Source organism: Indiicoccus explosivorum, assembly GCF_002167005.1.
Lineage (GTDB): Bacteria > Bacillota > Bacilli > Bacillales_A > Planococcaceae > Indiicoccus > Indiicoccus explosivorum.
Map to the genome: position 1 here is coordinate 139,949 of NZ_NHTN01000008.1, position 15,226 is coordinate 155,174.

Consider the following 15,226-nt stretch of genomic DNA (forward strand, 5'->3'; position numbering starts at 1 on the left):
GAAAAATGGCAGCAGGTACAATCGGAAGGGGAAGTGTGATGAAAAAAACGGAAGAGTTTCTTGAAATGGAAGATGGCTTTAAGCTTCATACCGTGTCGTGGATCCCGGAATCCCCGAAAGCCCATGTCCATCTGCTGCACGGAATGGCGGAACACATCGAGCGTTTCGATGACTTCGCCCGCTTCCTGACCGAGCAGGGATATGCCGTGACCGGTCACGATCAGCGCGGACACGGTTACACGGCGAAACGGAACGGGACCTTCGGATTTTTTGCGGAGCGGGACGGCTTCGCCCGTGTGACAGAAGACGCGCGCCGCGTCATCAGCATCACGAATGAACGGCTCGGGCATCTTCCGTTCATCCTGTTCGGGCACAGCATGGGCTCCTATATCGCCCGCCGGTATATCCAGCTCTACAGTGACGGCGTCCGGAAAGTGGTGCTTTCCGGAACCGGCGGAAGTGTCAAGTACCAGGGGCATGCGGCAAAAGCCTATGCGCAGGCGATGGCGCGCGCATTCGGCAAAGAACAGCGGAACAACTTATTGACGGCGGTCATGTTCGGCCAGTTCAATGCCCAGTTCCCGGATGCGGACGCGGGATTCGGCTGGCTGTCGCGCGATGAGGCCATCGTCCACTCCTATATCTCCGACCCGCTTTGCGGCTTTATTCCGACCAATCAGTTTTATATCGATTTGTTCAGCGGCATTTCCCTGATCCATGACATGAAGGAGGTCCGGAAAATCCGAAAGGGGCTTCCTGTCTTTTTTGCCAGCGGCTCCCGTGACCCGGTGGGGGATCTCGGAAGAGGTGTTTTCATGGCCGCCCGGCAGATGGCGGATGCCGGGGTGGACGATGTCACGGTCTACCTGGCGGAAGGTGCGCGTCATGAACTGATCAACGAATTGGATAAAGAACGCTACTACGCTGTCATCGCCAGCTGGATGGACAGGGATCTCGAATGACGGATGTGGTGGCGATCATCGGGCCGACCGCCTCCGGGAAAACCGATCTCAGCATCGGCCTCGCAAAGAGGCTGGATGGGGAAATCATCAATGGCGATTCGATGCAGGTCTACAGGCGGCTTGATGTCGGGACAGCCAAAATAACGGCGGAAGAAATGGACGGCGTGCCCCATCACCTGATCGATATCCTGGAGCCCGGGGACTCATTTTCTGTCGCGGATTACCAGCGGCTCGTCAGAGGGAAAATTGAGGAAATCCGGTCCAGGGGCAAATTGCCGATCATTGTCGGCGGAACGGGCCTGTATGTGCAGGCAGTGCTGTTCGATTTCCGTTTCGCCGAGAGGAAAACGGATCCGGGCCTCCGCCGGGAACTGGAGCGTGATCTGGAAAAGACAGGACCGGAAGCGATGCACCGGCGGCTCATGGCACTGGACCCGGACGCGTCCATTCATCCGAACAACACACGCCGTGTGCTCCGGGCGCTGGAAATCCTTTTGAGCGGAGGCAGCCTCGAGGACGGAAGCCGCAGCGGCGCACCGGTATACGATGCCGTCATTTTCGGGCTAGATGTTCCGCGCGATATCCTGTACGAACGGATTAACGCACGGGTCGCCCGGATGATCGGCAGCGGGATTTTGCAAGAAGCGGAATGGCTGATGGATGAAGGCCTGGAAAATTCACAGGCGGCACGGGCGATCGGTTACCGGGAACTGATCTCCTTCCTGCAAGGGGACCTTTCCAGGGAAGCGGCCATCGAGCTGCTGAAAAAAATTCCCGTAATTATGCAAAACGGCAATTTACGTACTTCCGCAACAAACTTCCGGTCCACTGGGTGGATGCTTTGAAGCCGAAAACGGAAATTGTCAGCGAAATTGAATATTTTTTGCAGGAAAAAAGCAGGTCTGGTCGAATAACACAAGTGAGGCCAAAAGACTGAGCCAGAGAAAATATAGGGGGTACGAGGATGAAACTCGCCAATATGCAGGATGTTTTTTTAAATCAGCTCCGCCGGAATAATACACATGTTACGGTTTTTTTGACAAATGGCTTTCAATTGAAAGGCATTGTCAAATCGTATGATAACTTTACGGTATTGCTGGAAACGGACGGGCGTCAGCAGCTGATATACAAGCATGCGATCTCGACATTCGTTCCGGCAAAACCCGTCCAGCTGAATCTGCAGCAGGAAACGAAGCAGGAGGAGACAACCTGAGTGAAGACCATGACAGCAGAAGAACTCCGGGAAAAAATCGAGACCGGTGAGCGGATCGCGGTGCTCGATGTCCGGGAGGATGAAGAAGTGGCGTACGGGATGATTCCGGGGGCACTCCATATCCCGCTCGGGGAAATCCCGGCGAGGGCGGCGGAACTGGAGACAGGTGCCGGCTACGCGGTCATTTGCCGTTCCGGCGGCAGAAGTGCGCACGCATGCGCCTTTTTGGAGAGTGAAGGCTTCGAGGTGACAAACGTCGAAGGCGGAATGCTCGAATGGACTGGAGAGACAATTGCAAAATGACGAAAAAAGGCTGCCGGTTTCCGGCAGCCTCTTCCTGTTTAATTGGTGATGTGACGGAACGGCAGCCGCCACTTCAGGATATAGGACAGAATCCGGAGCGTTGCGATGAGCGCGAAAAGCAGCAGGAGCCCCGTGTCGGTATGGATGATCCCTAACCCGATCACGAGCCCGGCGAGCGCGGCCCAGACAGCGTATATCTCCGCACGGAGCACAAGCGGTTTCCGGCCGGCCAGTACATCCCGGATCATTCCGCCGCCGGATCCGGTCAGCACCGCTGCCACAACGACCGCCGCCAGCGGCAGTTCGAGTTCGACTGCATGGATCGCTCCCTGTACAGCGAAAGCGCTCAGCCCGACAGCATCGAACAGAATGCCCCAGCGGTTCCAGTGGCGGAGCGCATTGTTCGGAAACAAAAACACGGCAGTGATGGCGAGCAGTGCCACTTGAAACAGCATCTCCTGTTCCCATAAAGAAGAAACCGGAATCCCGATCAGCAGATTCCGGACGGCACCGCCGCCGAATGCCGTGATGATTCCAAGGAGATAGACGCCAAAAATATCGTACTCCTCTTCCATCGCAATAAACGCACCCGAAATGGCGAATGCGGCAGTTCCGATCGTACTGAGCACTTCCCAAGACATATGACTGCCCCCCTTTCCGCTCTAGATGGTGTTGATTCAGCTCACTGAATTTTAGCAAAACCTGCGGGGATTTCAAGCATTTTTATTTGACATTCATTCACTACAAGATAGGAGATTCATTATGCGTGTGACAGCAAAGGAAATTGAACAGAAAATCCGCCCGCAACTGGAAAGGACGGATGATATTGCAATGATCAACCAGGAAAAAGTACTGAACGCGTTCCGCCGGCATCAAGTGAGTGATTACCACTTCAATCCATCGACCGGCTATGGTTACGATGATGAGGGAAGGGATACGCTGGAACGTGTGTATGCGGATGTATTCAGGACTGAACGGGCGCTGGTCCGGCCCCAGATCATCTCCGGGACGCATGCGATCACCATCAGTTTGTTCGGTATTCTCCGGCCGGGTGACGAACTCCTGTACATTACGGGCCGGCCGTACGATACGCTTCAGTCCATCGTGTCGGGCGGATCCGAAGATACAGGTTCGCTGGCTGATTTCGGCATCTCCTACCGGCATATCGATTTGAAAGACAATGGAATCGACTGGCCGGCAACGGAAGAAGCGATCTCGGAAAAGACGAAAGTGGTGGCCATTCAGCGCTCCCGCGGTTATGACACCCGTCCTTCATTCACTGTAGCAGAGATCCGGGAGATGGTCCGGCGGATCCGGCTGGTGAAGGAAGATGCCGTCATTTTCGTGGACAACTGCTACGGAGAGTTCGCGGAGACGGAAGAACCGATCGAAGCGGGCGCGGATTTAATGGCGGGTTCACTCATCAAAAATCCAGGGGGCGGCCTCGCTAAGATCGGCGGCTACATCGCCGGCAGAGAGGATCTGATACGAAAATGTGCGTACCGGATGACGTCACCGGGTATAGGAGGAGAAGCAGGGGCATCCCTGAACACGCTGAGTGATATGTATCAGGGCTTCTTCCTGGCTCCCCATACTGTCGCGCAGGCGATGAAAGGGGCGATTTTCACTGCCGCCCTGCTCGAAGAATACGGGATGGTGACTAACCCCCATTTCTCATCAGAACGGACAGACCTGATCCAGTCGGTCTCTTTCCGTTCGGCTGAACAAATGATCGCGTTCTGTCAGGCGATCCAAGCTCATTCGCCGGTAAACGCCCACTACCGGCCGGTGCCGGATTACATGCCGGGCTATACGGACGACGTCATCATGGCAGCCGGCACTTTCATCCAAGGCTCAAGCATCGAGCTGACGGCTGACGGACCGATCCGTCCTCCATTTACGGCTTTCGTCCAAGGTGGTCTGACGTTCGAACATGTTAAAATCGCAGTTACGGCAGCCTTGGAGGAATTGAAGACGAAAGCACTGATCGATTGAATGTCAGTTTTCATTACATTGATTTGACAAACAACGTGACATGAGGTATGATGAAAGGGTAATGACAGTGAGGTGAGGAAAATGAACCAGCAAGTCCGCCGCACCATGCCGCTGCTTCCGATCAGCATTGTCATGGAACTGACCGGACTGTCGGCACGCCAGATCCGTCACTACGAGGATCAGCAGCTCATTTCCCCCGCACGGACCGCGGGCAACAAACGCATGTTTTCGCTGAACGATGTAGACCGCCTGCTCGAAATCAAAGAGTATTTGGAGCAGGGCATCAACCTGGCGGGCATCCGTAAGATTTTGGATATGCAAGCCCAGCCTCCGCTGGCCGCCGGGGAACCGAAACAGATGACAGAGGAAGACTTGAGGGAGTACTTGCGGATGGAAATGATGAATTCGCATGGCCACCGGAGTTCCGTCAGACAAGGGGATTTATCCCGCTTCTATAACTGATGCGGGTACATATTATGAAATAGGAGAGTGAAAGGTTAATGGGCAAGTACACGAAAGATGACATCCGCCGTCTCGTCAAGGAAGAAGACGTCAATTTTATCCGGCTTCAGTTCACCGATATTCTCGGCACGATTAAAAACGTTGAAATTCCGATTTCCCAGCTGGATAAAGCGCTGGACAATAAAATGATGTTCGATGGTTCTTCCATTGAAGGGTTCGTCCGGATCGAGGAATCGGATATGCAGCTCGTTCCGGACCTCGATACATGGGTGGTGTTCCCGTGGATCACAGGTAAAGGGAAAGTGGCACGCCTGATCTGTGATGTCAACAATCCGGATGGCACTCCTTTTGCCGGCGACCCTCGCGCGAACCTGAAGCGGGTGCTGAAGGAAATGCAGGAGCTCGGCTTCACGGACTTCAATCTCGGACCGGAACCTGAATTTTTCCTGTTCAAGCTGGACCAGAGCGGAGAGCCTTCCCTTGAACTGAACGACCATGGCGGCTACTTTGATTTGGCGCCTGTCGACCTCGGTGAGAACTGCCGCCGCGACATTGTGCTTGAACTGGAAGAAATGGGTTTTGAAATCGAAGCTTCCCACCACGAAGTGGCACCCGGTCAGCATGAGATCGACTTCAAGTACGCGGATGCCATCAAGGCATGCGACCAGATCCAGACATTCAAGCTGGTCGTCAAGACGATCGCCCGCAAACATGGCCTCCACGCCACCTTTATGCCAAAGCCGCTGTTCGGAGTGAACGGTTCCGGCATGCACATGAACCTGTCGCTGTTCCAGGGCGATAAAAATGCGTTCCTCGACGAAAATGGTGAAATGCAGCTGAGCGATACGGCATACAGCTTCATCAGCGGAATCATCGAACATGCGAAAGGATTCACGGCGATCGCCAACCCGACGGTCAACTCTTATAAACGCCTCGTTCCCGGCTATGAAGCGCCTTGCTACATCGCCTGGTCCGGCCAGAACAGGAGTCCGCTCATCCGGGTGCCGTCTTCACGCGGCATGTCGACGCGCGTGGAAGTCCGTTCCGTCGACCCGGCAGCAAATCCGTATCTCGCGATGGCTACACTCCTTGCCGCCGGACTCGATGGCATCAAAAAGAAGATGACACCGCCGAAAGCGGTCGACCGCAACATTTACGCTATGAATAAACGCGAGCGCGAAGCGGTCGGCATCGAGGACCTTCCGGGAACACTCCATTCAGCGCTCAACGAACTTGAGAACGATGAAGTGATCCGAAAAGCCCTCGGAGAACACATCTTCCGCAACTTCGTGGAAGCGAAAGAAATCGAGTGGGACATGTTCCGGACCGCCGTCCATCCGTGGGAGCGGGAACAGTATTTAAAAATGTATTAAGAAGCAGCGCCGCTGGAGGCATAACGCCCCAGTGGCGTTTTTTTATTGCAACGGATTAAATTCCTTTGCTTACAGTCCCGGTGAATGTCACGTTTCCTGTACCAATAGGCTTAATCATTAAGAACTATTAAAATCCATAATTATCAAAATAATTAGTGGAAATCACTGGGTGTTATTGTATGATGGAAATAAGAAGGAAATCAGCAAAAGACAGGGGGCGAAATGAGGTTGTCTTTTATTGCGCATATCCGAAGTTCGGACGGTGAAATCCAAACGGTAGCGGAACATCTGACGGAAGTCCGTGAACTTGCAGAAAGGAATGGCAGGAAACTCGGGATGCAGCATGTGGCTGGTTTGGCCGGTCTGCTGCACGATGCAGGGAAAAATACGGACGAATTCAAGACGTACATTCAAAAAGCGGTTGCCGATCCTGGTTCAGTAAAGCGGGGGTCTGTAGATCATTCAACTTCTGGCGGAAGATTGCTTTATGAACGGTATTATCAATCGTCAGCTTCTCAATTGGAACGAATAACGATTGAGTGGGCAGCGATGGCTATTCTCGGTCACCATGGGGGCTTACTGGATTTTATCAATCCGGAAAATTCGTCAGATTTCATCAGGCGGACTGAAGAGAAACAGCTGGATGGGTACGAACAGGCGGCGGCTGAATTTTTTTCAACAGTTATCCCGGAAGGAGATTTCGATCGCTATGTGAAAAAAGCCTATGAAGAGGCAAAGCATTTCTTTACTGCGGAGCCGAACAAAAAGCCAAGTATGTTTACTGCTGCCTTGGCACAAAAGTTCATTTTCAGCTGTCTGATCGATGCAGACCGGACGAATACAAGGGATTTTGATATGAACCAAGAAACTGGAATGCCGATTGACAGCCTGCCAATATGGCAGGCCCACTATGAAAAGTTAATGCGGCATATCGGGTATTTTCAAGAAAAACAGGATGCGGCTCATCCGATCAATCGACTGCGATCCGAAATGTCGGAACAGTGCAGCGAACATGCAGAATTGCCATCCGGTATTTACACACTCTCCATTCCGACTGGCGGAGGCAAGACATTGGCCAGTCTCCGCTATGCACTGAAGCATGCGCAAAAATACAGGAAGGACAGAATCATCTACATATTGCCATACACCACGATTATTGAACAGAATGCACAGGAGATCCGGCGGATTTTAGGAGACGAAGACGCTGTTTTAGAACATCACTCCAATATCATTTCTGAATCCGGCACAAAAACTGAGTCGGATTTAATCAAAGAGAAAAAGCTCCAGCTGATGAAAGATAATTGGGACAGTCCCGTTATTTTCACGACGATGGTTCAATTTCTGAATACGTTTTATTCGAGCGGTACGCGGAATGTGCGAAGACTGCATAATTTGACGAACAGCATCCTTATTTTCGATGAAGTTCAATCCGTGCCGGTCAAATGTATTTCACTGTTCAATGAAGCCCTCAATTTTCTCAAGGACTATGGGAATTCAAGCATCCTGCTTTGCACAGCGACACAGCCGGGACTAGATTTTGTTAAGAAAAATCTTCAGCTGTCAGACAATCCTGAGATCATCAAGAATTTACCGGAAGCCAGTGAAAAATTCAAACGGGTTCAGATAGTCAGCAAACTTAATGAAGGTCCTTGCTCTGCGTCTGCCTTTGCGGATTCGGTTCTTAACAGTCTCGAAGAAATCGACAGCGTGCTCGTCATTCTGAATACAAAATCCGCCGCCCGCAAACTTTATGGCGAATTGCAGAATGGAGCAGATAATAGTGTTTTGCTTTATCACTTAAGTACAGGAATGTGTCCTGCACACCGGAAGCAGAAACTGGAGTGCCTTCGCAGCGTGCTTGATACTGATAAAAAAGTCGTCTGTGTCAGCACCCAGCTGATAGAAGCGGGAGTAGATATCAGTTTTGATTGTGTATACCGGTCTTTGGCCGGTCTGGATTCTATTGCGCAAGCTGCCGGAAGATGTAACCGGCATGGCAAGGATCCGATACGGAATGTCTATGTGATTAAGTCGGCGGATGAGGACACTTCGAAACTGGAAGAAATCACTCACGGGAAAACTGCGGCTTCCCGCGTTTTCAGCGAATTCGAGGAGAACAGTGACAGATACGAGGGGGATTTGCTGTCGGCTACCGCGATGCGGATGTACTTCCAATACTACTACCACCTGATTGAAGGCAAGATGAATTACGTTATTCCGAAACTTGGACAAGATATGCATTCCCTTTTAGGCAGCAATGCCACATACAGAAACAGCTACGTTAAATATCACGGCAAAAGGCCGAAGACAGTCAGCGTGCAAGCGTTTAAAACGGCAGGTGACAACTTCGAAGTGATCGACAGTCCCACCACAACCGTACTCGTTCCGTACAGTGACGAAGGGAAAAATCTCATTGCCGATTTTAATGGGGACCTCCCGCTTGAACAGCTTGGCAGTTTGCTGAAAAAAGCGCAGCATTATTCCATTAATCTGTTTGATACAGATCGCCGAAGACTTGAACAGAACGGTGATATGTACCCGCTTTTTAACGGAGAGATTTTCGCGTTAACAGATGCCGCATATAACGACGAATTTGGAATGGATACCGGAGGCGAAGGAAGATGGGAGACGGCAATTTTTTAAACAGAAAAACCCATCATTAACTTGATGGGTTCTCTGATGACTATTTATTATTTTCAATCCACGCCACTAGGCGACAAAAAGAGTATAACACAAATAAGAATACAAAATTGTTTGACATATCAAGTAGTTTAATTTATGTTTTTCTTAATGATATTTCTTTTACTATGTATTAGAAAGGAAGTGAAGTGTTGAAGAACCAAGTCGAGTTTTCAGTTTATGGAGAGCACGCGTTATTCACGGATCCTGTAACCAAAATTGGGGGTGAGAAGCTGACATATCAAATTCCCACGGCCCAAGCGCTGAAAGGGATGACTGAATCGATCTATTGGAAACCATCGATAATTTGGGTCATTGATGAAGTCCGGGTGATGAATCCCATCCAAACAGAGTCCAAAGGGATTAGACCCATCGAATATGGCGGCGGAAATACACTGGCTAACTATACGTACTTAAGAAACGTGCATTATAAGGTCCGGGCGACCTTTTACTTTAATAAGAATCGCCCAGACCTCAGCGGGGACTGGAACGAGAACAAACATTTCTCTATCACGAACCGATCCATCAACAAAGGCGGGCGCCGGGATGTTTTCTTAGGTACGAGGGAATGCCAGGCATATGTTGAACCAACGGATTTCGAAGAGGGAGAAGGATACTATGACAGCTACGGAGATTTGGATTTCGGCGTCATGTTCCACGGATTCAATTATCCGGATGAAACCGGCGGGAATACATTCGAGTCACGGTTTTGGCGCGCTGTCATGAAGAATGGTGTCATCAAATTCCCGCGTCCTGAGGAATGTACGCTCGTCCGCAAAATCAGTGACATGGAACCGAAAATGTTCAGCAATGGACAAATCCAGACCGCAGACAGCCTGTACGATGAAATCTTTTACGAGAGCGGTGAGTAAATGAGCTGGCTTGCGAATTTAGTGGAGATTTATGATAACAGCGCTTCTCTCATAGGACAATTTGCTGTCAACCGCTGGGGTCAGGAGTATGCATTGCTGCCGATATCGCATACTACGCAAAATGCCCAAATAGAAGTAACGATCAGCGAGGATGGTAATTTTGTCTCCGCAAGAGTAGTTGAGAAAAATGATGCAAGTACAATCATTCCCTGTACTGAAACATCGGCGAATCGGACGAGCAAAGCGGTTCCGCATCCGTTGTTTGATAAACTGCCATACGTTGCTGGAGATTATATGAAATATGGAGGGGATAAGAAAAAAGAAGGGAATTTTGCAGACTACATTCAGCAGCTGCAGGAATGGTGTGAGTCGGAATTCGCCCATCCGAAAGTTAAGTCAGTATGTGCTTATCTAAAGGAAGCGAGACTTGTCGGGGATCTGATTGAAAGCGGTGTCATCACGGTTGATGAGAATAATCGTTTCATTGAGAAATGGTCGAAGGAACAGGAAGAAGTGCATGGGGAAAAGCCGGAGCTTTATGGAGTGACACCTGCCAACCAAAGCGATTCCTTTGTCCGCTTTAAAGTGAATGTTTTTGGAGATAAAGAATCCCGATTGTGGCGCGATCATTCTGTCTATGAGAGTTTCACTCAGTTTTACAAAGAGAAATTGGGAAGTGATGACCTCTGCTATGTGGCGGGAAAATACCTGCCTGCAACAGAGAGGCATTCTTCTCGCATCCGGCATTCAGCGGACCAAGCTAAATTAATTTCGGCTAACGATTCAAGCGGATTTACTTTCAGAGGGAGATTCAGTGCTGGAAATGAAGCAGCTAATATCAGTTACGATGTCTCACAAAAAGCACACAATGCTTTAAAGTGGCTCATCCAAAAACAAGGAGTCAGCTTCGATGGAAAAACATTTCTTGTCTGGAGCAATGACCAATCCCCAGTACCGGAACCTTTCGAGGACACGGAAAACTTGTTTGCGGATGAAGAAGATGAAGCGATTGGAGACGTAACTTATTCGGAATATGCCAGACAGCTCCACTTGGCTTTAAACGGCTACCGGCACGATTTGAATACAAAAGCCGAAGTGAATATTCTTGTGCTGGACGCTGCCACTCCTGGCAGAATGGCCGTTGTCTATTACCGCAATCTCGAAAAGGAATTTTATTTGGATCGCATCCGTCATTGGCACGAAACGTGCAATTGGCTGCACCGCTACAAGCGAAACGAAGAAAAGCGGAAAATCATTTTCAGGGGTGCGCCGGCGTTCAAGGATATCGCGTTCGCTGCATTCGGAGGCAGGGCGGATAACCGGCTTGTGAAGGAAGTAGTGGAACGGCTTCTGCCGTGTGTAGTCGATGGACGTCCGGTTCCGCGGGATATCGTGAAGAAGGGGATCCAGCGAACTTCAAATCCAGTGGCGTTCGAATGGTCGAAAGGAAACTCGTGGGAATGGGAAAAGACGCTCAGTATTGTATGTGCACTTGTCAGGAAACAATTCGAAACGGAGGGCTATGATGTGGCATTAGATCAGGAAACAACCCAGCGCGATTATTTGTTCGGCCGCATGCTTGCAGTCGCAGACGTGCTTGAAAGAAGAGCGCTTGATCAGGGGGAAGGGCGTCCGACAAATGCCATTCGCTACATGAATGCATTCTCGCAGCGGCCGGTCCGCACGTGGACAATTATTCAGTCCAACCTGCAGCCGTACCAGGCGAAACTTGGAGGGAAAGGCACATACCTGAGTAAAATTCTCGATGAAATCGGCTCAAAGATCAATATTGAAGATTATACGGACAAGCCTCTCAGTGGCCTTTACTTGCTGGGCTATTACAGCCAGCGTCACGAGCTATACAAAAAGAAAGAATCCAAAGAAGAAACAGAACAAATCCAATCTTAAGGAGCGATCAAGATGACGTTAGCAGAAGAAAATAAGACTGTACTGGACCATAAAATCGATTTTGCTGTGGTCTTGACTGTGCGCAACGCAAATCCGAACGGTGATCCGCTGAACGGCAACCGGCCACGGCAAAATTATGACGGTTTCGGTGAAATTTCGGATGTCTGCATCAAACGGAAAATCCGGAATCGGCTTCAGGACATGGGCGAGTCCATTCTCGTGCAGTCAGATGACCGCCGAACGGACGGCTACCGGAGCCTGAAGGACCGGGTGGACGGTAATGAAGAATTGAAGGAACTGTCGAAAGGGAAAAACAAAAACAATCTTCTGTTTGCTGAAAAAGCTTGTGAATCCTGGACAGATGTCCGCAGTTTCGGCCAAGTGTTCGCGTTCAGCGGTTCCGGCGTGTCAATCGGTGTTCGTGGGCCAGTCTCCATCCATACAGCGGTCAGTCTTGCGCCAATTGATATATCCAGCATGCAGATAACCAAAAGTGTAAATTCGACAACCACTGCAGGTGAACCGGACAAACGGGGATCCGACACGATGGGCATGAAGCATCGGGTCGACTTCGGCGTCTATGTCTGTTATGGCAGCATCAACACCCAGCTCGCTGAAAAGACCGGATTTACGACGGAAGACGCGGAAAAAATCCGACAGTCGCTTGTCACGCTGTTCGAAAATGATGCCTCGTCCGCTCGGCCGGAAGGAAGCATTGAAGTGAACAAAGTGTACTGGTGGGAACATGATTCCAAGCTCGGGAATCATTCATCGGCTAAAGTCCACCGCTCGCTGACACACCGTCTGAAGGATGGTGTGAACGAACCGAGATCGTACGAGGATTACACCGCGGAAGTCAATGAACTTGAAGGCCTTGCTGTGCAAGTGTATGACGGACTATAACGAAGACGATTTCCTCATGCTGTCCGGCATCCAGCATTTCGTGTTCTGCCGGCGTCAGTGGGCGCTTATCCATATTGAACAGCAGTGGGAAGAAAACGTGCGCACCGTCGAGGGTCAGCACGTTCACCGCCGTGCGGATCAGCCGTTTATTAGGGAAAAAAGAGGCGACAAACTGATCATTCGCGCTCTCCCAATCCATTCAAAAATGCTGGGTGTTTCCGGCATTTGCGATGTCGTGGAATTTATTCGTGCAAATGATGGAATTGCACTCGCGGGCGAGGATGGAAAGTACATTCCTACTCCGGTCGAATACAAGCGGGGGAAGCCAAAAAAGGATTTATCCGATGTCCTGCAGCTGACTGCCCAAGCGATGTGTCTGGAAGAGATGCTGCTTTGCGAAGTGAAGGAAGGGGCTATTTATTATAATGAGGTGAGGGATCGGCTCAAGGTTCCCATTACCGTCGAGAACCGCGCGCAGGTAAAAAGTATGTTCCGGGAAATGCACAGCTATTACAGTCAGCGGCATACGCCAAAAGTACGGACCGGACCTTTCTGCAAAAACTGTTCACTGATAAATGTCTGCATGCCGGCCCTGATGAATAAAAGGACAGTCTCCAGTTATATTGAAGGGAAGATCCAGGAATGAAAAGGCTGCTGAATACGCTGTTCATCACTTCACCGGACACGTACCTGGCGCTCGAGGGAGAAAATATTCTGGTCAGGAAAGAGGAAACCATAATCGGCCGCGTCCCCCTGCATAATCTTGAAGCTGTCTGTACATTCGGCTATACAGGAGCAAGCCCTGCCCTGATGGGTGCGTGCGCTAAACGGAATATTGCTATCAGTTTCATGACGATGAACGGGAATTTTCTCGCAAGGGTGACCGGAGAATCCCGGGGGAACGTGATTTTAAGAAAAGAACAATACAGGATTTCTGACAGTGAACAGCGGAGCGCAGAAATTGCTCGGAACTTCATTATCGGCAAACTATATAATCAGAAATGGATCTTGGAGCGTGCATGCCGGGACCATGCATTACGAGTGGATACAATAAAGCTGAAATCCATTTCGGCACAGCTTTCGGAGACGCTTAAATTGTTGAGGGTCGTAAGTGATTTGGAGACACTTCGAGGCTTAGAAGGGAATGCGGCCGTCGCTTATAATTCAGTGTTTGATGAGTTGATCCTCCAGCAGAAAGAACAGTTTTATTTTAAAGGCAGAAATAAACGGCCACCTCTGGATAACGTTAACGCCTTGCTTTCGTTTGCTTATACATTGCTTGGAAATGACAGTAAAGCGGCACTGGAATCGGTAGGATTAGATGCCTACGTAGGCTTTCTCCATCGTGATCGTCCAGGGAGAGCATCTCTGGCCCTGGATTTGATGGAAGAAATGAGAGGCGTCTATGCAGATCGATTCGTGCTTTCTCTGATCAACAATCGGGTAGTGAACGACAAAGGATTCGCCCGGAAGGAAAGCGGCGCCATCATCATGAATGATGAAACAAGAAAAAAAGTGCTCAGTGCCTGGCAGGAACGGAAACAGGATAAAATCACTCACCCCTATCTGGGTGAAAAAATCTCTTGGGGACTGGTACCTTACGCACAAGCGCTGCTGCTTGCGCGTTTTATCCGCAAAGACCTTGATGAATATCCGCCATTTTTCTGGAAGTAGGTGAAGATATGCTGGTCCTAATCACTTATGATGTAAGAACGGTTGAAGATGCAGGTAAAACAAGGCTGAGAAAAGTTGCGAAAAAATGCCAGGACTACGGACAGCGCGTCCAAAATTCTGTCTTCGAATGCATTGTTGATGAGACTCAGTTCAAACAATTAAAAATTCAATTGGAACAAATCATTGATCCAGCCTTCGACAGCCTTAGATTTTATCGGCTTGGAAACAACTACAAGGCGAAGGTGGAGCACATCGGAGCAAAAGAATCCATGGACATTGAAGGTACTCTCATCCTTTAGTGCGAGGATCATGCGCTCACGATTTCCTTTATAAGCTCGCACTAAAAAGACAGGTGGATTCCATATTTTCAAGAGCAATAATTACAAAAAAAGTAAAAAAAGAAGGTAACACTGCGGAAAATACACAAAAAATCGATTGTTTTTAAAAAATATTTACGATTTTCCGCTGTCGCACCCCTCGTGGGTGCGTGGATTGAAATGATTTCTCCCGGCTGAAAAAGAAGCCGGTTCGGCGTCGCACCCCTCGTGGGTGCGTGGATTGAAATCAAATAAGTCAGCAAAGTTGGCCCTCCCAACATCGTCGCACCCCTCGTGGGTGCGTGGATTGAAATCGTCATTAATCACTTTCAAATCCGTCAAGTTGTTGGTCGCACCCCTCGTGGGTGCGTGGATTGAAATGGTAGGTTGTACAGGCTTATTCGCATCCATCAGGGTCGCACCCCTCGTGGGTGCGTGGATTGAAATGGCGACCGTGACAAAGTATACCGGCCCATTCGTGTCGCACCCCTCGTGGGTGCGTGGATTGAAATATATTTTTTATAGTGTAAAATTTGAATTTTAAACGTCGCACCCCTCGTGGGTG

The 15,226-nt window shown here is 49.9% G+C and carries 14 protein-coding genes, 1 pseudogene and 1 CRISPR repeat array; of the genes and pseudogenes, 14 read left to right on the plus strand and 1 reads right to left on the minus strand.

Features of this window, described 5'->3' with window-relative positions; all coding sequences use genetic code 11:
- Positions 1 to 38 precede the first annotated feature (38 nt).
- The 4 genes and pseudogenes from CCE92_RS02750 to CCE92_RS02765 all read left to right on the plus strand — a co-directional run bounded on the left by CCE92_RS02750 (position 39) and on the right by CCE92_RS02765 (position 2,478).
- Complete coding sequence (locus CCE92_RS02750; RefSeq protein WP_088005994.1) at positions 39 to 962, plus strand: alpha/beta hydrolase; 924 nt, start codon at positions 39 to 41, stop codon at positions 960 to 962.
- Positions 959 to 1,899: pseudogene (gene miaA, locus CCE92_RS02755) on the plus strand (tRNA (adenosine(37)-N6)-dimethylallyltransferase MiaA). Before CCE92_RS02750 ends, miaA begins: the two are co-directional and overlap by 4 nt.
- A gap of 27 nt (positions 1,900 to 1,926) precedes the next feature.
- The gene (gene hfq, locus CCE92_RS02760) at positions 1,927 to 2,175 is read left to right on the plus strand and encodes an RNA chaperone Hfq (protein ID WP_088005995.1); all 249 of its coding nucleotides are present in this window, start codon (positions 1,927 to 1,929) and stop codon (positions 2,173 to 2,175) included.
- Positions 2,176 to 2,478, plus strand: a complete 303-nt coding sequence (locus tag CCE92_RS02765) for a rhodanese-like domain-containing protein (RefSeq protein WP_088005996.1) — start codon at positions 2,176 to 2,178, stop codon at positions 2,476 to 2,478. It begins immediately after the preceding gene.
- 38 nt (positions 2,479 to 2,516) lie between these two features.
- Here CCE92_RS02765 and CCE92_RS02770 read toward each other — a convergent pair whose 3' ends face one another.
- Positions 2,517 to 3,119 carry a trimeric intracellular cation channel family protein gene (locus CCE92_RS02770; protein ID WP_088005997.1) on the minus strand — a complete coding sequence of 201 codons (603 nt, stop codon included), beginning with the start codon at positions 3,117 to 3,119 and terminating at the stop codon, positions 2,517 to 2,519.
- 121 nt (positions 3,120 to 3,240) lie between these two features.
- Between CCE92_RS02770 and CCE92_RS02775 the strand changes: the two genes are divergently transcribed.
- The 10 genes from CCE92_RS02775 (at position 3,241) to cas2 (ending at position 14,643) form a co-directional block, all read left to right on the plus strand.
- Entirely contained in the window at positions 3,241 to 4,473 is a 1,233-nt protein-coding gene (locus CCE92_RS02775) for a methionine gamma-lyase family protein (protein WP_088005998.1), read from the plus strand.
- An 81-nt stretch (positions 4,474 to 4,554) separates the two neighbouring features.
- Entirely contained in the window at positions 4,555 to 4,935 is a 381-nt protein-coding gene (locus CCE92_RS02780; protein ID WP_088005999.1) for a MerR family transcriptional regulator, read from the plus strand.
- Between the two features lie 38 nt (positions 4,936 to 4,973).
- Entirely contained in the window at positions 4,974 to 6,308 is a 1,335-nt protein-coding gene (gene glnA / locus CCE92_RS02785; RefSeq protein ID WP_088006000.1) for a type I glutamate--ammonia ligase, read from the plus strand.
- Positions 6,309 to 6,530: 222 nt separating this feature from the next.
- Complete coding sequence (cas3, locus tag CCE92_RS02790) at positions 6,531 to 8,951, plus strand: CRISPR-associated helicase Cas3' (protein WP_241535840.1); 2,421 nt, start codon at positions 6,531 to 6,533, stop codon at positions 8,949 to 8,951.
- A gap of 188 nt (positions 8,952 to 9,139) precedes the next feature.
- Entirely contained in the window at positions 9,140 to 9,859 is a 720-nt protein-coding gene (gene cas5c, locus CCE92_RS02795; protein WP_088006002.1) for a type I-C CRISPR-associated protein Cas5c, read from the plus strand.
- Complete coding sequence (cas8c, locus tag CCE92_RS02800; protein WP_088006003.1) at positions 9,860 to 11,767, plus strand: type I-C CRISPR-associated protein Cas8c/Csd1; 1,908 nt, start codon at positions 9,860 to 9,862, stop codon at positions 11,765 to 11,767. It begins immediately after the preceding gene.
- 12 nt (positions 11,768 to 11,779) lie between these two features.
- Positions 11,780 to 12,670 (plus strand): type I-C CRISPR-associated protein Cas7/Csd2, encoded by an 891-nt coding sequence (gene cas7c, locus CCE92_RS02805; protein ID WP_088006004.1) that lies wholly within the window; start codon positions 11,780 to 11,782, stop codon positions 12,668 to 12,670.
- The gene (gene cas4, locus CCE92_RS02810) at positions 12,657 to 13,316 is read left to right on the plus strand and encodes a CRISPR-associated protein Cas4 (RefSeq protein ID WP_088006005.1); all 660 of its coding nucleotides are present in this window, start codon (positions 12,657 to 12,659) and stop codon (positions 13,314 to 13,316) included. Before cas7c ends, cas4 begins: the two co-directional genes overlap by 14 nt.
- Positions 13,313 to 14,344 (plus strand): type I-C CRISPR-associated endonuclease Cas1c, encoded by a 1,032-nt coding sequence (gene cas1c, locus CCE92_RS02815; protein WP_088006006.1) that lies wholly within the window; start codon positions 13,313 to 13,315, stop codon positions 14,342 to 14,344. The genes cas4 and cas1c overlap by 4 nt, the downstream gene beginning before the upstream one ends.
- Positions 14,345 to 14,352: 8 nt before the next feature.
- Positions 14,353 to 14,643 carry a CRISPR-associated endonuclease Cas2 gene (gene cas2 / locus CCE92_RS02820; protein WP_088006007.1) on the plus strand — a complete coding sequence of 97 codons (291 nt, stop codon included), beginning with the start codon at positions 14,353 to 14,355 and terminating at the stop codon, positions 14,641 to 14,643.
- A gap of 168 nt (positions 14,644 to 14,811) precedes the next feature.
- A CRISPR array of direct repeats spans positions 14,812 to 15,173; the repeat unit is 32 nt; unit sequence GTCGCACCCCTCGTGGGTGCGTGGATTGAAAT.
- Positions 15,174 to 15,226 lie beyond the last annotated feature (53 nt).